The 19,140-nt window shown below is 69.6% G+C and carries 18 protein-coding genes; 7 read left to right on the top strand and 11 right to left on the bottom strand.

Annotated features, from left to right (window positions below):
- Window positions 1-75: 75 nt before the first annotated feature.
- Window positions 76-1,158, top strand: coding sequence for an HD domain-containing phosphohydrolase (locus MLE64_RS04395; RefSeq protein WP_243287888.1), 1,083 nt, complete (start codon window positions 76-78; stop codon window positions 1,156-1,158).
- A 3-nt stretch (window positions 1,159-1,161) separates the two neighbouring features.
- On the opposite strand, the gene dsrP is transcribed toward MLE64_RS04395, so the two are convergent.
- The 4 genes from dsrP to MLE64_RS04375 form a co-directional block, all read right to left on the bottom strand.
- Entirely contained in the window at window positions 1,162-2,415 is a 1,254-nt protein-coding gene (gene dsrP / locus MLE64_RS04390) for a sulfate reduction electron transfer complex DsrMKJOP subunit DsrP (protein WP_243316506.1), read from the bottom strand.
- Window positions 2,416-2,419: 4 nt separating this feature from the next.
- Complete coding sequence (locus tag MLE64_RS04385) at window positions 2,420-3,346, bottom strand: 4Fe-4S dicluster domain-containing protein (protein WP_243316498.1); 927 nt, start codon at window positions 3,344-3,346, stop codon at window positions 2,420-2,422.
- Complete coding sequence (locus MLE64_RS04380; RefSeq protein ID WP_243316496.1) at window positions 3,343-3,915, bottom strand: cytochrome c3 family protein; 573 nt, start codon at window positions 3,913-3,915, stop codon at window positions 3,343-3,345. The genes MLE64_RS04385 and MLE64_RS04380 overlap by 4 nt, the downstream gene beginning before the upstream one ends.
- Window positions 3,916-3,992: 77 nt before the next feature.
- Entirely contained in the window at window positions 3,993-5,801 is a 1,809-nt protein-coding gene (locus tag MLE64_RS04375; RefSeq protein WP_243316493.1) for a DUF2339 domain-containing protein, read from the bottom strand.
- A gap of 288 nt (window positions 5,802-6,089) precedes the next feature.
- On the opposite strand from MLE64_RS04375, the gene MLE64_RS04370 reads away from it, so the two are divergent.
- A complete protein-coding gene (locus tag MLE64_RS04370) occupies window positions 6,090-6,686 on the top strand; it encodes a SixA phosphatase family protein (RefSeq protein WP_243316491.1) in 597 nt (198 codons plus the stop codon).
- A gap of 242 nt (window positions 6,687-6,928) precedes the next feature.
- Here the strand turns inward: MLE64_RS04370 and MLE64_RS04365 are convergent, their stop codons facing one another.
- From MLE64_RS04365 to MLE64_RS04340, 6 genes are all read right to left on the bottom strand, one after another.
- Window positions 6,929-8,536: an FAD-dependent oxidoreductase gene (locus MLE64_RS04365; RefSeq protein WP_243316481.1), complete on the bottom strand. Its 1,608-nt coding sequence runs from the start codon at window positions 8,534-8,536 to the stop codon at window positions 6,929-6,931.
- Window positions 8,537-8,678: 142 nt separating this feature from the next.
- Complete coding sequence (locus MLE64_RS04360; RefSeq protein WP_243316472.1) at window positions 8,679-10,214, bottom strand: polyamine aminopropyltransferase; 1,536 nt, start codon at window positions 10,212-10,214, stop codon at window positions 8,679-8,681.
- The gene (locus tag MLE64_RS04355) at window positions 10,207-10,425 is read right to left on the bottom strand and encodes a DUF350 domain-containing protein (protein WP_243316470.1); all 219 of its coding nucleotides are present in this window, start codon (window positions 10,423-10,425) and stop codon (window positions 10,207-10,209) included. The genes MLE64_RS04360 and MLE64_RS04355 overlap by 8 nt, the downstream gene beginning before the upstream one ends.
- Entirely contained in the window at window positions 10,425-10,604 is a 180-nt protein-coding gene (locus tag MLE64_RS04350; RefSeq protein ID WP_243287879.1) for a hypothetical protein, read from the bottom strand. The genes MLE64_RS04355 and MLE64_RS04350 overlap by 1 nt, the downstream gene beginning before the upstream one ends.
- Entirely contained in the window at window positions 10,604-12,646 is a 2,043-nt protein-coding gene (locus MLE64_RS04345; RefSeq protein ID WP_243316467.1) for a DUF4178 domain-containing protein, read from the bottom strand. Before MLE64_RS04345 ends, MLE64_RS04350 begins: the two co-directional genes overlap by 1 nt.
- Before the next feature lie 17 nt (window positions 12,647-12,663).
- A complete protein-coding gene (locus tag MLE64_RS04340; RefSeq protein WP_243316465.1) occupies window positions 12,664-13,821 on the bottom strand; it encodes a pyridoxal phosphate-dependent aminotransferase in 1,158 nt (385 codons plus the stop codon).
- Window positions 13,822-13,968: 147 nt separating this feature from the next.
- On the opposite strand from MLE64_RS04340, the gene elbB reads away from it, so the two are divergent.
- Both elbB and MLE64_RS04330 read left to right on the top strand, forming a co-directional pair.
- The gene (gene elbB, locus MLE64_RS04335) at window positions 13,969-14,646 is read left to right on the top strand and encodes an isoprenoid biosynthesis glyoxalase ElbB (protein WP_243316463.1); all 678 of its coding nucleotides are present in this window, start codon (window positions 13,969-13,971) and stop codon (window positions 14,644-14,646) included.
- Between the two features lie 16 nt (window positions 14,647-14,662).
- The gene (locus MLE64_RS04330) at window positions 14,663-15,919 is read left to right on the top strand and encodes an acyl-CoA dehydrogenase family protein (protein ID WP_243316460.1); all 1,257 of its coding nucleotides are present in this window, start codon (window positions 14,663-14,665) and stop codon (window positions 15,917-15,919) included.
- Window positions 15,920-15,949: 30 nt separating this feature from the next.
- Here the strand turns inward: MLE64_RS04330 and MLE64_RS04325 are convergent, their stop codons facing one another.
- Window positions 15,950-16,654: a hypothetical protein gene (locus MLE64_RS04325; protein ID WP_243316458.1), complete on the bottom strand. Its 705-nt coding sequence runs from the start codon at window positions 16,652-16,654 to the stop codon at window positions 15,950-15,952.
- A 349-nt stretch (window positions 16,655-17,003) separates the two neighbouring features.
- Here MLE64_RS04325 and MLE64_RS04320 point away from each other — a divergent pair, with 349 nt between their 5' ends.
- From MLE64_RS04320 to miaE, 3 genes are read left to right on the top strand one after another with little or no spacing between them, the layout of a single operon-like run.
- Window positions 17,004-17,657 (top strand): DUF2520 domain-containing protein, encoded by a 654-nt coding sequence (locus tag MLE64_RS04320; RefSeq protein WP_243316457.1) that lies wholly within the window; start codon window positions 17,004-17,006, stop codon window positions 17,655-17,657.
- A gap of 22 nt (window positions 17,658-17,679) precedes the next feature.
- Complete coding sequence (locus MLE64_RS04315) at window positions 17,680-18,528, top strand: EamA family transporter (RefSeq protein WP_243316455.1); 849 nt, start codon at window positions 17,680-17,682, stop codon at window positions 18,526-18,528.
- A complete protein-coding gene (miaE, locus tag MLE64_RS04310; protein WP_243316454.1) occupies window positions 18,525-19,121 on the top strand; it encodes a tRNA isopentenyl-2-thiomethyl-A-37 hydroxylase MiaE in 597 nt (198 codons plus the stop codon). Before MLE64_RS04315 ends, miaE begins: the two co-directional genes overlap by 4 nt.
- Window positions 19,122-19,140 lie beyond the last annotated feature (19 nt).

Genomic DNA, 19,140 nt, shown 5'->3' with positions numbered 1-19,140 from the left:
TTTCCACCTGTGCCATCATCGTTCCCGATAGCTATCCGACAGACTTGCCGTTCAACACCAGTCCCGGGAAGGTCCATGGGCGAAGACATCCAAGTGGTGCCCCAGCAGGTCAGCATCCTGATCGTGGATGACCTGCCCATCATTCGCCTATCGCTCGAGCGGATCCTGGCGAAGGCGGGGTACCGGTGCCGGACGGCCGGCGATGTGCCGGCCGCCCTCAAGGCCCTGGAAGAGGAACCCTCCGACCTGGTGCTCAGCGACATCCAGATGCCGGGGGCCTCGGGGCTCGACCTGGTGAAGGCGCTCCAGCCCCGCATCCCGGATATCTCTGTGGTGATGGTGAGCTCCACGGAGGCGGCGGAGACGGCCATCGAATGCCTCCAGGAGGGCGCCTTCGGCTATGTGCTGAAGCCCTTCCAGCCCCGGGAGATCCTGGTCCAGGTGAATGCCGCGCTGAGGCGGCGGATGCTGGAGATCGCCTTCCGTGACCGGGAGGCCCAGCTCGCCCAGAAGGTCCGGGAGCAGACCGAGCAGATCCGGGCTTCCCGGGAGGAAGTGGCGCTCCGGCTCATCTCCGCCAGCGAGCACCGGGACCACGAGACCGGGACGCACGTCCGGCGGATCGGCCTCTACGCCGCGGAGATGGGCCGGCTGCTGGGCTGGGACGAGGAGGCCATCGAGACCATCCGGGCCGCCGCGCCCATGCACGACATCGGGAAGGTCGGGGTGCCCGACGCCATCCTCCAGAAGCCGGGCGCCCTCACGGTGGAGGAGTGGGTGACCATGAAGCGGCACACCTCCATGGGGGCCACCATCCTGAAGGGGTCGAAGGTGCCCTTCATCCAGATGGGGGCCCGCATCGCCTTCGGCCATCACGAAAAGTGGGACGGCACTGGCTATCCGAGAGGCCTGAAGGGGGAGGCCATCCCCATCGAGGCCCGCATCACCACCCTGGTCGATGTCTTCGATGCGGCCAGCAGCCGGCGCCACTACAAGGACGCCTGGCCCGAGGACCAGGTGGTGGCCCTGCTCCAGAGGGGGCGGGGCGTCCATTTCGACCCCCATCTGGTGGATCTCTTCCTGGCCCACGTCGACCGGTTCGCCGCGATCCTCGCCGCGAACCCCGATGAGGAGCGCGACGAGGATCCGGGAATCTGAGCCCTAGACGTTCTGTGGCGGAGCCTCCTGCGGGGGCTGTCCCTTGGAGATCGTGAACTCGCCCAGCATCATGGGCACGGCGGCCTTCAGCATGAGGGTGAAGACCAGGAAGCCGGTGGCGAAGATGCCCGCGGCCACGGCGATCTCCGTGAAGGATGGGCGGTAGACGTAGATGTCCCCCAGCACGTCCGGCGTGAGACCCGGGATGATGAGGCCCATGCCCTTCTCGATGTAGACGCTGGCGTAGATCAGCACGCAGCCGATGTTGAGCGTCACCCAGTTGGTGCGGGTGCGGGGCACCAGGAACAGGATGAAGGCCGCCAGGCCGCAGAGAATGGAGGCCCAGGCATAGGGCACCAGCGTGGTGTGGCCCTTGAGGCCGAACAGGAGGTACTGGAAGTACACCATGTGCTCGGTGCCGGAGTAGAGCTCCTTGAAGGCCTCGGCCGCGGTGAGGAAGAGGTTGAAGCCCATGGTGTAGGCCATCAGCTCGGCCACCTTGAAGATGGCCTCGTCCTTGATGCTGAGCTTGGTGGTCTTCCGGAGGATCTGCAGGAGGATGAGCAGGATCGCCGGGCCCGAGCAGAAGGCCGAGGCCAGGAAGCGCGGCGCCAGGATGGCGGAGTTCCAGAAGGGACGGGCGGCCAGGCCGTTGTAGAGGTAGGCGGTGACGGTGTGGATGCTCACGGCCATGGGGATGGAGAGCAGCACCAGCGGCAGCACCAGCTTCTTCACGTAGTGACGCTCGGTGTAGGCGCAGAAGAGCAGGTAGGTGACCACGAACCAGTTCAGCAGCAGGTAGAGGTTCAGCACGATCACGTCCCAGGCCAGCATGGACTGCGGCCAGTTCAGCCGTCCTACCAGAGGGATGATGTGCCAGAAGCGGTCGGGCCGGCCGATGTCCACCATCACGAAGCCGAGGCACATGATGAGGGCGCTGATGGCCAGCATCTCGCCCAGGATGGTGATCTCCTTGATGGGCTCCCAGTCGTAGATGTAGGCCGGGATGACGAGCATGATGGCCGCGGCGGCCACGCCCACCAGGAAGGTGAAGTTGCCGATGTAGAAGCCCCAGGAGACCTGGTCGCGCATCTTGGTGACGATGAGGCCGCTGTTGAGCTGGCCCAGGTAGGCCGCCGCGCCGATGGCGATGAGGAGCACGAGGAACCCCACCCAGGCGTAGTAGAGGCGGTCGCCCTTCAGGATGATCCGCAGGGTGTCGGTGATGAACTGCCAGAAGTTCTTCAGCGTGATCATGGCCCTACACCCCGTAGAAGTAGAAGAAGTTGGGTTGGGTGTTCAGGTCTTCCTTGAACTTGAAGACGCGCTTGTTCTCGAGGACGTAGCGGATCTCGCTGTCCTTGTCGAGGAGGTTGCCGAACTTGCGGGAGCCCGTGGGGCAGATCTCCACGCAGGCCGGGTACTGGCCGTTGCGGGTGCGCTGGATGCAGAAGGTGCACTTCTCCACCACGCCCTTGGGCCGGGGGCGGTTGCCCAGGTAGTGCGTGTTGGTGTTCACCTGGTCCGCGGGCAGGTTGGGCTCACCCCAGTTGAAGTGACGGGCGCCGTAGGGGCAGGCGGCCATGCAGTAGCGGCAGCCGATGCACCAGTTGTAGTCCACCACCACGATGCCGTCCTTCTCGCGCCAGGTGGCGCCCACGGGGCAGACCTTGGTGCAGGGCGGTTTCTTGCACTGCTGGCACTGGACGGGCATGTAGAAGTGGCCCTCCTGGGGCACCTCCTCGGGGTTGTAGTACTGGTCCGCGTGCTGGAGGTTGACGCCCTCCTCCTTGTCCATCTGGAGGACGCGGATCCACTGCACTTCGGGATCCCGAGACTGGTTGTTCTCCTTCACGCAGGCATGGACGCAGCGCCGGCAGCCGATGCAGCGGCTGAGGTCCAGGGCGTAGCCGAAGATCACGCCGGGGATGGCCGGGGTGTTGGCGACCTTCACGTCCTTCCCGTACTTGGCCTTGTATTCCTTCTCCAGCCGGGCGATGACATCCTGCACCTCCTGCTTGGAGAGCTCGCGGAAGTTGTGCTGGAGGAACTCCTCCTTGCTCAGCGTCCCGCAGCCCGTGAGGGCGGCGGCCATGGCGGCCGTGGCCGCGCCGAGGAACTCGCGCCGGGTGCCGCAGCCGGAATCGCCGCAGCTCTCGGGAGGGGTGATGGGCTTCGGGTCCGTCATCGGACACCCCCTTTCCGGGCCTGGATCTCTTCGGGATGGGCGGGCGGCGCCATGGGCTTCAGCGGCTTGAACCGGGGGGAATGCGGGTTGTGGCAGTGGACGCAGAGGAGGTACTGCTTCTCGCCGTTCCAGTGGCCGGTGCGCTTCCCGTGGACGCCCACGCGCCAGTCCCGCAGCTTGTCCCCGTGGCACTGGCCGCAGAGCAGGTAGGAGGCGGTGAAGGGCACCTTCTCGCCGCTGGCCAGGTGGAGGCTGTCGCGGCTGTTGGCGTCGTGGCAGTCCAGGCACCAGCGGCTCGCCGGTCCGTGGTTCAGGACGATGTCCGTGTGCATGTCGGTCAGCTCGCGGCGCTTGAGGTTCGGCTTCATGCTCTTGCCGTCGTGGCAGGAGGTGCAGGGGAAGATGCCCTCGCTGAAGGGGGGCTTGGGCACCTCGATGCCCTCCGGCATCCCCGGATTCTCCGCCCGGGTTCCGGCGGGCGGCTTGACGGTGGGCGGCTCCGCGAAGGCCGCTGAGCCCAGGAGCATCAGCAGACCCGCCGCCAGCATGGACAGGATCGGAAAACGCATAGGGATGTCCTTTCGTGGAACGGCGCCGCAGGACGGCGAATGGATGGGGGCGGGACCGGCGGATCGGGCGAGGCGCTTCATGGGGCGTCCTCCTCTTCGTCCGCGTCCCGGACCGCCGGGTTCCTCAACAGGCGTGGGGCGAGGATGAGCGTCGCCCCGAAGCCCATGAAGGCCAGGAAGAGGGTGAGGGGCCGTCCCACGGCCATGTCTTCGAACAGGAACTTGAGCGTGGTGACGGCGAGGAACGGGTAGACCATCCACCGCAGCTCCAGCACGGGCACACGCCGCCCCAGCCAGGCCAGGGCGATGGCGAGGGCCGACAACACCAGGGTCCGGGCCAGGGCCAGGCCTCCGGGATCCGGGGTCCTGCCGCCGCAGCAGATCCAGATCGCCACGGCGCCGAGGCCCGCCGCGGCCAGGGCTCCCATGACCAGGATGGCGGGACGCATCAGGGCGGTGACGGGATCCGGCGGCCGGCGCGCCAGGAAGACCGCCAGGGAGGCGAAGAGCGCGGCCAGGCTGGCCAGCCCCGCGATGGAAGGGGCGGCGGTGGGACTGGCGGGATCCATGAACACGTGGAGGGCCCAGGAGCCGAGCCCGGAGGCCAGGGCGGCGGCCGTGAGGTAGATGCCGCTCTGGTACACCAGCACCTTTCGGCGCAGGCGCAGCGCGGCCAGCATGGCCACCAGGCCGAGAACCCCCGCGAGGGTGGCGAACAGGGGCAGGGGCACGACGAAGGGCCCGCCCAGCAGGAGGAAGATCTGGGCCAGGAAGGTGAAGAAGTTGAAGTTCGCCCGGGTCTCCTCCCGGTCGTCCGCGAAGGGGAAGGAGGCGGCGTAGCAGCCCACCCCGGCCAGGGAGACTCCCGCGCCCAGCAGCGCCGTGCCCGAGCCCGAGGCCTGGGCGACGCGGACCGCGCCCCCGAAGCCCACGAGGAGGACCAAGGCCGTCTGGATGAACTCGAAAGCGTTCACCGCCCGGCGGCGCTGGAGCATCCGCACCGCGAAGCTACCGATGTAGATGGCCACCAGGGCCAGGGCCAGGAACATGGCCCGTCCCAGGGACAGCCCCTGATAGATGCCCTGCGCGCCACCCGGCCAGGTGGCGAGGAGCGTGAGGATCAGCACACCGGCATCGGCCGCTAGTGCGGTGGGCCAGCGCAGGCCGTGCCAGCGCCGCCCGTAGGTGAGCCACAGGGCCCCGGCGCCCAGGGCGAGGAAGGCCGCCGTGAAGGGTTCGATGGACCGGCGGGCCATCATCACGATGAAGCCGGAGCCCAGGGCGGCCAGCGTGGCCGTCCAGAGGATGGCGTGGAGGTCCCTGCGCCAGGCCACGGCGGCGTGCAGCGCCGCGACCGCGACCAGGACCAGGGCCGCCAGTCCCGGGGCCAGGATGCCGAAGTGGGTGGAGGATTCCACGGTCAGCGGATAGGCGATGAGGATGGAGGCCAGGGTGCGGAAGGCGGCGTCCAGGGGACGCCGGGCCCGGCGCCCCAGCACGGCCCAGGTGGCGGCGTAGGCGAGTCCCAGGGCCACGCCCACGCCGTGGGGCAGGGTGCCGGCGTCCACCAGGGTCCGGATGAGGTAGGCCCCGCCGAGGATGAGGCAGACCCGTCCGATGAGGCCCAGGACGCGGGTGGGACTTGGCAGGGCGGGTTCCGGCAGGAGCGCATCCACCGCGGGAGTGACTCCGGGAGATCGCGCCGCGGACGCCGCCGTGGACGCCGCCGCGGATGTCGGCGCGGTCCGGAGCGCCGCCTCCAGGGCTCCCACCCGGGCCTCCAGGCCCCGGACCACCTCCGCCAGTGCCGCAAGGCGGGATTCCATTCCGGCCGGCGGGGCTTCGCCCGGCGGGGCCTTCAGGGGTGGAACCTGGGCAGTGGACATGGACCTTCCTCCGGGGAGGTGGGACCGACATATGTGGATGGATGAGTTGGACCCATCCTCACCCCGGGTCAGGGGACGTCAAGTCTCGGGAATCCATTCCAAGCGATTCATAAAGAAAACAATGAATCGTGTTATCACATGCGCGAATCGGTCGGGCCGCCCCAATGCCGGAGATGCTGAGAAAAAACAGATCGCGGCACGTGTCGGGACTTTCCAGGCCTCTGGGAGATCATGTGTCCGCCATCACAGGGGAGGCGCACCTCCGTTAACCTCGGAGGCGGAGGTTTCATGGCCGCGGTCCGATCCGCTTTCCTCTCGCTCTGGCTGGCCGTCGCCGCGGCCGGTCTCGCGGCCCAGGACACCACGGTGGTCCTGCTCCGGCATGCGGAGCGCCAGTCCCTCTTCGATGGGGACTCTCCTCTGGCCGAGGCCGGCCTGCGCCGGGCCCAGGCGCTGGCGCCTGTGCTGGCGGCCTTCCACCCGGCGGCGCTCTTCACGTCGGAGCTGAGGCGCACGCAGCAGACCCTCGCCCCCACCGCGGCCAGGCTGGGCCTGACGCCCCTCGTCCGGCCGAAGGAGGGCAGCGGGGCTCTGGCGGCGGAGATCCTCCACGCCCAGCGGGGGCGCACCGTGATCGTGTGCTGGCATCACGACCTCATGAAGAAGCTCGTCCGGGCCCTGGGCGTGAAGGGGCCCGTGCCCTACTGGTCGCTGGGCACGTACGACCGGATCTGGATCGTCACCATCCCCGCCGAGGGCGAGGCCCGGCTGGTGGAGAAGGTGCAGGAGCTAGGGCCTGTTTTCAAAGTGGGACGCCGCCGCGACACTGCCCAGCCGCGCTCATGGCAAGGCGACGGCCGAAGGGCGATGCGGGACATCGTTTGAGGCCGGCAACGCAGCCAGGGGTGCGGCTGGGCAGCGTCCCCCTCTCCCTATCGCAGGCCCCGCCCGGGGCCTGCTCCTGCCCGGCGGAACGCCGGGCAGAGGGCGGAACCGGCAAGGGGCGGCGCCCGGCGCGATGCTGCGTCAAGCTCCTCGACGATGGGTCCACCATCGCCTTCGTCGCTTTCCTTGCCTCGCTTGGGCGGCGCCCCTTGCGCGGCCACGCCCCACTTTGAAAACAGGCCCTAGCGCCAGCTCTCGCCGCGGCGTCCTGAGGCGGCCAGCACCTCTTCGGCTGCCCGCACGCCGTGGTCCTGGGCCTCTTCGAAGAGGGCCAGGCCGCTGAGCTCCGTGTGGGCGAAGTGGACGGCCCCGAAGGGCCGGGCGAGGCCCAGGAAGGCGGGGTCCCACATCTGGCCCGGCGCCGGCCGCACCATGGCGTGGCCCCAGCGCATCACGTCCAGCCGGGCCACCAGGCCCTCGAGGTCCGGATGGGCCGGGCGAAGGTCGTCCATCACCATGCGGGCGCACGCGGGCCAGTCCATGGCGCGGAGCCTCGCCCGTTCCGCATCGCAGTCGGCGCCGGCGAAGGGCCGGTACCAGGTGAGCACCGTGGGGCCGTAGTCCTTCAGGCTCTGGTGCGTGGCGGCCACGTAGCCCAGGGCCTCGCTGTCGCGGAGTACATTGTCCCAGGCCAGAGGAAAGGTGGGTTCCTTGGGGCGCGCGCGAAGGGTGAGGTTGGCCACCATCCAGGGCGCGTTCCGGATGCGGGCCGCGGCCGGGCGCGCTTCCGCCAGGCCCGCGACCACATGGCGGGCCACGTGCTGCGGCCCCGCGAAGATCACGCGCTTCGCCTTCCAGCCCACACGCCGCTGGCCCAGGTGATCCCAGGCGGTGACCAGGACGCCGTCCTTCTCCTCGCGGATGGCCACGGCCAACACACCGCAACGGAGCCGGTCGCCGAGGGGCTGGCGCAGGTGGTCCACGAGGAAGCCGTTGCCTTCGGGCCAGGTGAGGAGGGGCCGGGAGTCCTCGCCGGGGCCCTGCTTCCGGGCCGCGAAGTAGAAGAGGCCCGCCCAGGCGCTGGTGGTGTCCAGCCGGGAGCCATAGTCGTCGCGGCAGGCGTAGTCCAGCAGCCAGCGCAGGCGCGGCGAGGAGAGACCGCGGGCGTCGAGCCAGGCGGCGAAGGAGAGGCCATCCAGGGCTACCGCCTCGGGTGCGTCCGAGCAGCGGGAGCGCGGGATGCTGAAGGCCGGGCGCCCCTTCGCGTCGCGGAATGCCGCCCAGCGGTCGATCTCATGGAAGAAGGCATGGTACTGGCGCTCATCATCGGCACTGGCTCCGGCGCGCAGGTAGAGTCCTTCCCACCACTGGCCGTAGGCGAAGATCCGCTCCTCGGGAGACCGCACCGTGGCCTCCTCCGCGAAGCGCGGCTCGCCCTTGGCGTCGAAGCCCTCCAGGACGCCGCACTCGTCCAGCAGGCGCAGCACCGCGTGGTTCCCCCGATCAGGCACGGGCAGGTAGTGGGCGGCCCAGGGGAAGGCGCTCACGTGGTTGCGCCCCGAGCGGGAGGTCCCGCCCGGTTCCGGCTCCAGTTCCAGCACGCGGAAGTCGTCCAGCCCGCCGCCCGCCAGCCGCCAGGCGGCGCTGAGGCCGGCCACGCCGCCGCCCACCACCAGGGCGGAGACCGGTTCGAAGCGCTCCGGATCAGGGAAATCCCCGCCGCGAAGCCAGTGGCCCAGGGCCAGATCCGGCCCCACCAGCTCACCCTGGAATGGGAACTCCGGCTTCCGCCGGCAGGCCAGGGAAGCCGCCGAGATGGCGCCCGCTGCGAGGAAGGCGCGGCGTTTCATGATCCAGGCGCCCTGGAGATTCGAGCGGTCTGTTCACCGCAGAGAACGCGGAGAGCGCAGAGAAAGGCCAAATTATTCTCTGCGCTCCCCGCGTTCTCTGCGGTTGGCGTTTGTCTTTCCGGGGATGGGAGATGGATGGCCCTCACGACCACCGCCGCCACTCCCGGGCGTAGAGGTGGACCAGCACCTGGTTGTCGAGACGGTTCACTTCGGTGGGCACGCGGTCCATGTCCCTGGGGAAGGCGAACATGGCGGCTGTGGCCTCGTCGGAGAGGTGGCGCAGGCCGGGCAGCACGTGCGTGGGGATGGCGAAATCGCGCCTGGAGGCCAGGGCGAAGCCCCAGACGCCGAAGGAGGGTACGGCCAGGTGGTAGGGGTGCACCTTCAGGCCCGCGGCCTCCATGGTGGCGGCGATGCACCAGAAGGATTCCCGCGCCATGAGGGGCGAGGTGCTCTGCACGGCGATCATGGCGTCATCGGTGAGGCGGCGCTGGAGCAGGCGGTAGAACCGGGAGGTGTAGAGCTTTCCCAGGGCGTAGGTGTTGGGGTCCGGGAAGTCCACCAGGGCCAGGTCGAAAGGCGGTCCCGAGCTCTCCTGGAGCCAGACCATGGCGTCGGCGTTGATCACCTTCACGCGGGGATCCTCCAGGGAAGCCCCGTTGAGCTGGCGCACCATGGGTTGGAACCGGGCCATGTCGGTCATGGCGGGGTCCAGGTCCACCAGCACGATCTCCTGGACCGAAGGGTGCTTCAGCACCTCGCGCACGGCCAGGCCGTCGCCGCCGCCGCAGATGAGTACCCGCTTCGCATCCGGCTTCACGCCGAAGGCCGGATGCACCAGAGCCTCGTGGTAGCGGTACTCATCCGCCGAGGAGAACTGCAGGTTGCCGTTGAGGAAGAGCTGGAAGCTGCCCCGCCCCCGGGTGAGGACGATGCGCTGGTAGGGGCTGTCCTTGGCGTAGACGATCTCGTCGGCGAAGACTTCCTCCTCCAGGACCAGCGTGAACTTCCCGGCGAACGCCAGGCCCACCGCCAGCAGGGCCATGACCGCCAGGCAGCGCAGGCGGATCAGCCGCGTGGGTCCCAGCTGCGTGGCCAGCAGGTAGGTGCACCAGAGGCCCACGGTGGCGTTCAGCAGGCCGAAGAACAGGCTGGTGCGCACCAGGCCCAGCTTGGGCATGAAGAGCAGGGGGAAGAGGATCGAGGCGAACAGCGCGCCCATGTAGTCGAGGGTGAGCACGCCCGCGATGAGATCCTTGAAGCGCACCTGGTTCTTGAGGATGCGCATGAGGATGGGGATCTCCAGGCCCACCAGCGTGCCTACGACCATCACCACGCCGTAGAGCACCACCCGGAAGGCATGGGTGTGGGCGAAGGCCTGGAACAGGATGGGCGCGGAGAAGCCGCCCACCAGGGCTACGCCCAGCTCCAGGTCCACGAAGCGCCGCGCCAGGCCCCGCTGGATGAACTTCGAGAGATAGGATCCCAGCCCCATGGCGCTGAGGTACACCCCGATCACCGTGGAGAACTGCATCACCGAGTCGCCCAGCAGGTAGCTCGACAGGGTGCCGGCCACCAGCTCGTAGATCAGGCCGCAGCTGGCGATGAGCAGCACGCTGATGAACAGCAGCGGCGCCTTGAGCGTCGGTGCGGGTGCCTCTGGTTCAGATTCACCCATGGATCGCGGCAGCGATGATGAGGCTGATGCCCAGGATGAGGCTGCCGAGGACGATGCCCAGGGCCACGTTCTGGTCGTCCTCCATCTCCTTGCGGAGGGAAAAGGGCAGGACCTTCACCAGGATCAGCCAGACCAGGCCCAGGATGACGAGGCCCAAGACGGAGAAGATGGCGGCGACGACGAGCTGGTGGAGCAGTTGGTCCGTGATCATCACTTACCCCCGTGGAATCCGTTGTTGTGCAGGAAGGTGCGGTAGGCGCCGGGTGTCTGGCGTACGCTGGGCGGCAGGTCGGCGCGGCGGCGGTTCCCGAAGAATTCCCGGCCGAAGAAGCCGTTGGCCACCATGAGGCTGAACCCGCCGCCGAGGAAGAGCAGGTAGAGGATCCGCATCAGTCGTCACTCCCGGAGGCGCCCGCGTTCGGCGCGTACATGCTCTCCTGCCAGCGCCGGCTCTCGAAGGCGACCAGGCGGAACACCATGAGCAGGGGCACGAGCAGGATGGCCAGCAGGGCCAGGCCCGGATAGAGCCAGCGCATGACCCCCTGGCGCAGCCTCACGTCAATCAGCCGGACCGGCGGCACCTTCCCGTCCCATTGGGGCGCGAGGCGCAGCACGTAGCTTCCGGGCGGCACGGCGCTGAGGAACACCGTGTCGGTGCGGCCGCCCTCGGACCAGGACTCGCCGCCATCCACGCCGTGGTACCAGCTCGATTCCACCAGGAAGAGCTCCGCCACGCCCGTGGTCTCGCTCACCAGGGCCCCCTCCACGCCCACCCAGCTGTTGTTCACCGGGGCGTTGAGGGTGACCGCCAGGTTCTGGTGGCCGTCCTTGATCTCGATGGGGTCGGAGAAGAACACCGGCTCCTGGGGTTCCGCCGGGGCCGCGGATGCAGCCGAAGTCGGGAGAACCGCCTGGGTTGGCGGTCTGCGCGCGGGAATGCCCGGGCGCGCCGCGCCGGGGGCCTCGGCCTGGATGCGGGCCAGATCGTACAGGTCCAGCTGCCGGTGGAACAGCTCCGCGTTGCGGTGCGTGATGGATTCCGCCATCACGAGCAGCAGCAGGAGGCCCAGGGCTCCCACCAGCCAGAGGGCGGACTTCGCCAGGGCGACCCTGTGGGGGTTGGGCTGGAAGGACGCGATGCCGATGGGTTCCGGCGGGGCGCCCTGCAGCTTGAAGGCGGACCAGACCTCCGCCGGCTCCAGATAGGTGGAGAGGCTCCAGTTCACCTCGCCTCCCCCGCCCTTGTGGGCTTGGCGTTCGCGGGTGAGGCTCTGGGGCGGGGCCACGAACTCGGTCACCTCCACCCGCTCGCCCTGCTCCACCTGCCAGTAGAACTCGCCCCACACGCCTTCGACGACCGCTTCGACATCCTGGAAGCGCCGCCAGTTGCGGCCCTGGGCGAAGAGGTTCTTCTGGCCATCGCGGGCCTGGGGGATCTCGCCGGGCGCCACCGCCACGGCCAGGCTCCAGTGGCCGTCGCTTTGCACCAGCCACTGGAAGCCGTGGCGGCTGTCCAGCAGCAAGTACTCGTTCCAGGGATAGGCCGTGCCCTCGATGGTGCAGCTCCGGCGAAGCTGGCCGATGCAGGTGACCGGCTCGCCGCGCAGGCTGCCCTCGGCGCCCAGCGGGATGACCACATCCTGGCGGGGCTGCTGCAGGCTCTTGAGGAAGGCGAGCTTTCCGTTTTCAGCCGAGAGCAGGCTGCCGCAGCTGGGACAGCCCACCCGCTGGGTCTGGTCCGGAGCGCGCAGGGCCAGAGCGCCGCCGCACTTGGGGCAGTTGAGGGCCTGGGTGCCCGCCTTGGGCGGCTTCCGCGTGCCGCCCTGGATCCCCAGCTCCGCCAGCGACACTTCGCGGCCCAGGAAGAAGAGGGGCGGCTCCTCGCCGTAGTCCAGGGTGGCGAAGGCGCCGTTGCGGCCCGAGAGGTCGGCGTAGCGGTAGGTGGCGCCGGGTTCCACGGCCCAGGGGATCTCGCCTTCGGCGCTGTGGAAGGCGGCCTCGCTCACTTCGTCCACGGTCCAGAGGCCGTCCGGTCCCAGGTCCGCCAGGCCGCCGGGTTGCAGGCCGGCCGGAGACGGCAGGGTTCCGTGGGGCGTCTGGGTGAAGGTGAGGTAGAAGCGGCCCTGGGCCTCCGCCAGCCAGCCCCAGCGGCCGTCGTCGAGGGCCAGGTACCACTCGTCCCACACGCCGCCCAGGGGATGCTTAAGCTGCACCCGGCCCGCCAGGGTGAACGAGCGCCCCGCATGGCGCCCGGTGGCGCCCAGGCCCAGGGGCGAGCCCGTGTCCACCAGGTCGGCCACCTTGCCGATGAGCTCGGGATCCCGGTCGCGCCGGGCCGCCAGGGCCTTGCAGTAGGAGCAGACGGCCACCATGGTTCCTGGCCGGAAGCTCAGGGGGGCACCGCAGCTGGGGCAGGAGGCGAGGGGGCTCATGGGGATGGCCGATTATGTCAGAGGATCGGAAGAATCCGGTTGAGGCCTTCCCGAAAGCCCGTTTCCGGCGTGAGCAGGCTCAGGACCAGGTGGCCGTCCCCCGGCAGGTCGAAGAAGGAACCCGGATGGGCGAGCACCTCCGCCTGCTCGAGCAGACGCAGGGCGCAGGCTTCGTCCGCGTCCACGGCGGGGCGGCGCAGCAGGGCGGACCAGCCGCCCTCCACGGGAAGCCGGGTGAGGCGGGGATGCCGGGCGAGCGCGGCGTCCAGGGCTGCGAGGTTGGCGGAGAGGCGGGCGCGCACCTGGGAGCGAATCGCGGGAGCCAGGGCCAGAAGGGCCGGTGCCGCGGCCTGTACCGGCGCGGAAACGGAAAGGTACTGGTCCGCCAGGAAGGCAAGAGCCTCCAGGTGCGCCTCGGCGCCGGCGCCGCGCACGGCGATCCAGCCCAGCTTGAGCTGCGGCAGGGCCGCCACCTTGCTTAGGCCCGACAGCAGGAAGACCGGGCAGGGCGGCGCCGCATCCTCCAGGGCCGTGGGGAGCCGGTCCGCCGGAGCCTCCAGGGTGTAGTCCGCGAAGACCTCGTCCACCAGCAGGGCCAGACCCCGACGGGCACATAGGGCCGTGAGACCGTCCCACTCGCCCTTGGACAGGAAGTGTCCCGTGGGATTGTTGGGGTTCACCACCACCACCGCCCGCGTGCGGGGGCCCACTGAGGCCTCCAGAGCGCCCAGGTCGAGGTGCCAGCGGTCATGGAAATAGGAGGGCACGGGCCGGGCGTGCAGGCCCTCCAGGCGCGCCAGCCACTCGAAGAGCGGGTAGCTGGGGCTGGGCACCAGGATCTCGTCGCCGGGATCGCCCAGCAGCTTGAAGAGCAGGCCATAGCCCTCGCTGGTGGAAGCTGTGAGCAGCAGGTCCTCCGCCCGCAGCCCATGCCCGTGGTGGGCGGTCACGGCCTCCCGGGCGACCCGGGAACCCAACGGATCGGGATCGTAGGCCAGCACCGCGGGTGTGGACAGCGCTGCGCGGATCACCGCTTCGGGGTAGGCGAACCCGCAGCGGGTGGGGTTCGACACCGTGAGATCCAGGACCTCCCGGCTTTCCCGCCGCATGCGAGCCAGCGCCGCAGACAGGGCGTTCGGCTCGAAACCGTGCGGGAGGCGCGACGACAGGTGCATGGGGCTAGGTTAATCGAACAGCTGGCTCGCCGCGGAGATCGCTGAGAACGCCGGGGAAGGAATGTTTTTTCTCTGCGCTCTCCGCGTTCTCTGCGGTTGGCGGTTTGTCTTTAGAGGGATAATCGACCTACAAATCAGGAGGCTCCCATGGCGAAGACCCCCAAGGTCGCGGTGCTGCTGGCCGGTTGCGGCCACCTGGACGGCGCGGAGGTGCGCGAGGCGGTGCTCACGCTGCTGGCCCTGGACCAGCACGGAGCCGCCTTCCAGTGCATCGCGCCCAATGCGGACCAGCACCACGTCATCAACCACGTCACGGGCCAGCCCGTGCCCGGCGCCGCCCGCAACATCCTGGAGGAATCCAGCCGCATCGCCCGGGTGGGTCAGTGCCTGGACCTCGCCCAAGCCAAGGCCGGCGACTACGACGCCCTGGTGATGCCGGGCGGGTACGGCGTGGCCAAGAACCACTGCAGCTTCGCTTTCAAGGGCGCCGAAGCCGACGTGCGGCCGGACGTGGCCGCCTTTGTGCGCGCGTTCTTCGACGCGAAGAAACCCGTGGGCGCCATCTGTATCGCCCCGGCCCTGGTGGCCCTGGCCCTCTCTGGCCGGGCCTCCGCCAGCCTCACCCTGGGCAACGACGCGGGCTGTGCCGCGGCCGTCAACAAGCTGGGCCAGCATCACAAGGACACGCCGGATTCGCGGGAGATCGTCATCGACGAGGCCTGCAAGCTCGTCACCACACCGGCCTACATGTTCGACGACGCGCGGTTGAGCGACGTATGGGTCGGCATCGAGCGCTGCGTGGCCGAAGTCCTGAAGCGTTGCTGAGAAGGCCGGAGGTCCCATGACCACCTGCCCGGACGAACTCCTGGATGAGCGGACCCGGGGCCTGCGGGAGGAAATCCGGGCCTTCGTCAAGGCCGTGCCCCGGGACCTCCTTCTGGACATGGACGCGGAACGGGTGCGGTATCCCAAGGGTTTCCTCGCGGATGCCGGGCGGAGACGCCTCCTGGGGCTGCGCTTCCCGGAGGCCTACGGGGGCCGCGCGCTGCCCTGGACCGCGGAACTGGCTGCCCTGGAGGAGGTCGGCGTTCTGGGGACCTCCCTCGGCTGCCTCTACTCGTTGGTGTCCATCGTGGGCGAGGCGCTGGTCCACTTCGGGACCGAGGAGCAGAAGCGCCGCTACCTGGCGCCGATGATCGCCGGGACGCTTGCCCCTGCCGAAGCGCTCACCGAGCCCCGGGGCGGATCGGACTTCTTCGGAGCCGCCACCCGCGCCGTCCGGGACGGAGATTCCTTCATCCTCGAGGGCCAGAAGCGGTTCGTGGTGGGTGCCGAAGGGGCGGACGTCTTCCTGGTCTACGCACGCACCTCGGACGTTGGCGATCCCCGGCGATCCATCACGGCCTTCCTCGTGGAGCGGGGCGAGGGCCTGACCGTGGAGCACGTCTACGGGCTGATGGGCACCCGGGGCAGCGGCACCGGACGGCTCCGGTTCCGGAACTGCCGTGTGCCCATGGCCCAGGTGCTGGGCGGTGAGGCCGGGATCGGGCAGGGGGCCGAGGTCTTCGACCAGATGATGATCCCCGAGCGCATGACCAGCGCGGGCGGGGCCCTGGGCATGGCCCGGGCCGGGCTGGAGATCGCCGCGCGCTACGCAGCCAAGCGCAAGGCCTTCGGCCAGGAGATCCGGCGCTTCGAAGGCGTCTCCTTCAAGATCGCCGAGTCCCTCACGCAGCTTGAGGCGGCCCGCGCCCTGTGCCGGGAGACGGGCCGTGCCATCGACCACGGCGGCATCGCCCCGGGGCGGGTCCGCCGCATGGTTTCCGAGTCCAAGAAGTTCGCTACGGACACGGCCTGGACCGTGGTGAACCACGCCATGCAGGTGCTGGGCGGCATCGGCTACACCAACGTCTACCCGCTGGAGCGGCTCCTCCGCGACATCCGGCTCATCCTCATCTGGACGGGAACCAATGAGATCATGGACCTCGTCATCCAGCACGAGTTCTACCGCGAGTTCCTCAAAGCGCCCCTGCCAGGCCGCGACCTGGAGGCCGATGCGGTGAACGCCGAGGCTCCGGAGGAGAAGGCCTTCGAGTGACCGGCCTCCCTGGAGGCCCCTCTCGCGCCTTCAGCCCTCCGATTCCCGCCGCGGATGCACCATCCGGCGCAGGGCGGGCGTCAGGATCCGGCTGGCGGCGAGGATACGGGCATCCTCGTCCAGGGCCCTGATCCAGGGGGCGGCATGCCCGAGGGCCAGGCCGGATTCCGGCAGGGCCAGGCTGCGGTCCAGGGCGCGCAGCATCTGGTCTGCCACGGGGCCCACCTCGCGCCAGCGAGAGGTGGCCAGGGCTTCGGCCTGAGCGGGGCGCAGAGGCGGCTGGATGAGTGCCACCAGGGCCTCCAGGCCCAGCTTGGGATTCTGGAGGAAAGCGGCCAGCACGCCCGCGTCGGGAGCCCGCCACACCAGGGCCCACAGGGGCCGCGGGGCGTGCAGGGCGAGGCTGCGGCGCTCGCCGGTGGTCATGGCCGTCCACTGCTGCTGGAGTTTCTCGATGGCCTGCTGGCGCGCCTGGGGGTGGGCCGCCGGATCCACCGCCACCGCCGCCAGGGCCCGCCAGGGCAGGCGCATCATGAGCGAGGCGCGCAGGTGGGCAGTGGCCTTGGGGTGCTGGGCGATCCACCGGAGGAGCAGGGGGCGCTTCTTCAGCTCCGGAAGGTCCGCCGCCGCCTCCAGCCATCCCCGGGGCGGCTCCGGATGCCGGAGCATCCGCAGGAACCGCGGCCAGGGCAGCTCGGGCGGCAGGGCCCAGGGGGCGGATGAGGGGCGCGACATGGGGGAAGTCTAAGGGAATCCAATGATCGGCGAGCCTCAGCCAAAAAAGATCTCCACGAAGAGCACGAAGACGCCTTGCGGGCGCACGAAGAGCGCGAAGGGAACTTGACCCATCACGGACATCCCGTCGCCCGCGAAGCCGGTCGCGCGATGCGTGACCGGGGGCCAGAGGCCCGGATGTCCTAAGCGGAAACGCTGGTGCCTGTCTTCGTGGCCTTTGTTTTCTTCTTTGTGCCCTTCGTGGAGGCTTTTGAAGCCCTTGGTCAGGCTGAGGCTCGTCGATAACCGGGTAAGGGGATAGAGCCCTGACTCTGGACTGAGGACTGAATGCCGAGGACTGAGGACCGATTTGCGCCACACTATCCCCATGACTCCCGAGTTCACCATCCTGGGCCGGGGCCGCGCCGGCCGCGCGCTGGCGGCGGCCTGGGGGCCGCGGGCGGGCCTGCTGGATCACGGCGCCCGGCCAGATGGTCTGGTGATCCTGGCGGTGCCGGACCGGGCGGTGGCCGAGCTGGCCCAGGCCTTCCTCGGGCGCTGCGTGCACCTGGCGGGCAGCCTGCATCTGCCGGGCGTGCCCTGTGCTCATCCGCTCACCAGCTTCGACGGGCAGGCCCGGGACTGGAAGGGCACGCCCCTGGCCATCACGGGCGCGGTGCCGGACGGCCTGCGGAGGGCTTTCGGGGATCTGGGCTTCGCGGCCTTCGACCTGCCCGCGGAGCTGAAGCCGCTCTACCACGCGGCGGCGGTGCTCACCTCGGGCCACGCCGCCTCGCTGTGGCTGGGAGCCGAGGCCCTGCTGCGCGCCCGGGGCGTGGCGCTGCCGGGCCGGGGCCTGCTTCCGCTGGCGGAGGCCACCCTGCGCAACGTGGCCGCCCTCGGATCCGCGGGACGCACGGGCCCGTTCGTGCGCGGCGACGAGGCCACCATCGCCCGGGATGCCGAAGCCCTGCCCGAGCCCTGGCGGGACATCTTCCTGACACTGGGCCGAAGCCTCGACTGAACCGAATCCGCCCCGGAGCCTCATGTCCCTGCTGATGATCGTCTCGATTCTCTGGGCCTTGTCCTTCGGTCTCACGGCCCAGGTGAGCGAGCTCGGGGCGCCCTTCGTGACGGCCATGCGGACCCTCCTGGCGGCCCTGGTGTTCCTACCCTTTCTGGATTCCAGGGGCCTCACGCGGAGGCAGGTCCTGGCCTTCGCCGGCATCGGCGCCCTCCAGTTCGGTCTGATGTACCTGCTCTACATCGCCTCCTTCCACTGGCTGCGCTCCTCGGAGGTGGCGCTCTTCACCATCTTCACGCCCCTCTTGGTGACCCTGGTGAGCGACCTTCTGGACGGCCGCATGTCGTGGATGTTCCTCCTCACGGCCGCCCTGGCCGTGCTGGGGACGGGCATCTGCGTGTGGTCGGGGCTGGGGCGCCGCGGGATCCTCCTGGGCTTCCTGCTCATGCAGGCCGCGAACCTCTGCTTCGCCCTGGGCCAGGTGCTCTACCGGCGCCTGGCGCCGGCGTCGGGCAAGCGGGATCGCGACCTCATGGGCCTGCTCTACCTGGGGGCTTCCGTGGTGGCCGTGGCCATGGCCGCGCCCTCCATCCCTTGGGCCCGGATTTCCGCCATGGGCCTGCGCCAATGGGCGGTGCTGGTCTACCTCGGCGCCGTGGCGTCGGGCCTGGGTTTCTTCCTCTTCAATGCCGGGGCCCGGCGGACGGACATCGGCACCCTGGCCATCTTCAACAACATGAAGATCCCCCTGGCCATCCTGGCCTCGGGCCTGGTGTTCCGTGAAGCCGTGGACTGGCCGAGACTCGCGGCCGGCGGCGCGGTGATCGCCTGCGCCCTCGGCTTGAACGGCCTCACTGGAGCAAGGCCATGAACGCCTTTACGCCACCCCTGGCCCTCCGGGCCGAGACCCCCTTCGAATGGGCCGAGGCCGCCCTGGCGGACCCGGAAGCCCTGCTATCCGACCACGCCCACTGCGAAAAGAAGGCGGCCCTCACAGCCATGAACCTGGCCCGCCACCTGGGCGACATGGCCCGGGCCGCGGGGTTGCTGGAGCGGCTGGCGGAGGAGGAGCTGGATCACTACCGCCGAGTGCTGGAGGGCCTCCAGGGCTTCGGCTGGACCCTGCGTCCCGACCGGGGGAACCCCTACGCCCAGGCGCTCCACCGGTCGGCCTCCAAGGGGCTGCTGGACCAGCTGCTCATCGCCGCCCTCATCGAGGCCCGCAGCTGCGAGCGGCTCTGGCTGCTGGAGCGCGCCGCCGCGACTCATCCGACCCTGGGATCCGCCCCCTGGCTGGCCTTCCTGCTGGAGCTGGAACGGTGCGAGGCCGGCCACGCCCAGGCCTACCGGAGCCTGGCGGAGGAGCGGTTCGGCCGGGAGGCCACCCAGCTGCGGCTGGACTGGTGGCTGGACCGGGAGGCGGAAGCGATCCGGACCCAGCCCTGGAGGTCTGCGGTCCATTAGGGCCTGTTTTCAAAGTGGG

Origin of the sequence: Geothrix paludis, from assembly GCF_022808815.1 — a bacterium.
GTDB lineage: Bacteria > Acidobacteriota > Holophagae > Holophagales > Holophagaceae > Geothrix > Geothrix paludis.
Note: the sequence above shows the minus strand (reverse complement) of the source record. Positions and strands in the feature narration are given on the sequence as shown.

What these genes read in the sequence shown, in the direction of transcription:
- MLE64_RS04395 (WP_243287888.1), top strand. Translation starts at nt 76, where the DNA reads ATGGGCGAAGACATCCAAGTGGTGCCCCAGCAGGTCAGCATCCTGATC.
- MLE64_RS04345 (WP_243316467.1), bottom strand. Translation starts at nt 12,646, where the DNA reads ATGAGCCCCCTCGCCTCCTGCCCCAGCTGCGGTGCCCCCCTGAGCTTC.
- MLE64_RS04360 (WP_243316472.1), bottom strand. Translation starts at nt 10,214, where the DNA reads ATGGGTGAATCTGAACCAGAGGCACCCGCACCGACGCTCAAGGCGCCG.
- MLE64_RS04330 (WP_243316460.1), top strand. Translation starts at nt 14,663, where the DNA reads ATGACCACCTGCCCGGACGAACTCCTGGATGAGCGGACCCGGGGCCTG.
- MLE64_RS04370 (WP_243316491.1), top strand. Translation starts at nt 6,090, where the DNA reads ATGGCCGCGGTCCGATCCGCTTTCCTCTCGCTCTGGCTGGCCGTCGCC.
- MLE64_RS04365 (WP_243316481.1), bottom strand. Translation starts at nt 8,536, where the DNA reads ATGAAACGCCGCGCCTTCCTCGCAGCGGGCGCCATCTCGGCGGCTTCC.
- MLE64_RS04385 (WP_243316498.1), bottom strand. Translation starts at nt 3,346, where the DNA reads ATGACGGACCCGAAGCCCATCACCCCTCCCGAGAGCTGCGGCGATTCC.
- MLE64_RS04315 (WP_243316455.1), top strand. Translation starts at nt 17,680, where the DNA reads ATGTCCCTGCTGATGATCGTCTCGATTCTCTGGGCCTTGTCCTTCGGT.
- MLE64_RS04350 (WP_243287879.1), bottom strand. Translation starts at nt 10,604, where the DNA reads ATGCGGATCCTCTACCTGCTCTTCCTCGGCGGCGGGTTCAGCCTCATG.
- MLE64_RS04340 (WP_243316465.1), bottom strand. Translation starts at nt 13,821, where the DNA reads ATGCACCTGTCGTCGCGCCTCCCGCACGGTTTCGAGCCGAACGCCCTG.
- dsrP (WP_243316506.1), bottom strand. Translation starts at nt 2,415, where the DNA reads ATGATCACGCTGAAGAACTTCTGGCAGTTCATCACCGACACCCTGCGG.
- MLE64_RS04355 (WP_243316470.1), bottom strand. Translation starts at nt 10,425, where the DNA reads ATGATCACGGACCAACTGCTCCACCAGCTCGTCGTCGCCGCCATCTTC.
- miaE (WP_243316454.1), top strand. Translation starts at nt 18,525, where the DNA reads ATGAACGCCTTTACGCCACCCCTGGCCCTCCGGGCCGAGACCCCCTTC.
- MLE64_RS04380 (WP_243316496.1), bottom strand. Translation starts at nt 3,915, where the DNA reads ATGCGTTTTCCGATCCTGTCCATGCTGGCGGCGGGTCTGCTGATGCTC.
- elbB (WP_243316463.1), top strand. Translation starts at nt 13,969, where the DNA reads ATGGCGAAGACCCCCAAGGTCGCGGTGCTGCTGGCCGGTTGCGGCCAC.
- MLE64_RS04325 (WP_243316458.1), bottom strand. Translation starts at nt 16,654, where the DNA reads ATGTCGCGCCCCTCATCCGCCCCCTGGGCCCTGCCGCCCGAGCTGCCC.
- MLE64_RS04375 (WP_243316493.1), bottom strand. Translation starts at nt 5,801, where the DNA reads ATGTCCACTGCCCAGGTTCCACCCCTGAAGGCCCCGCCGGGCGAAGCC.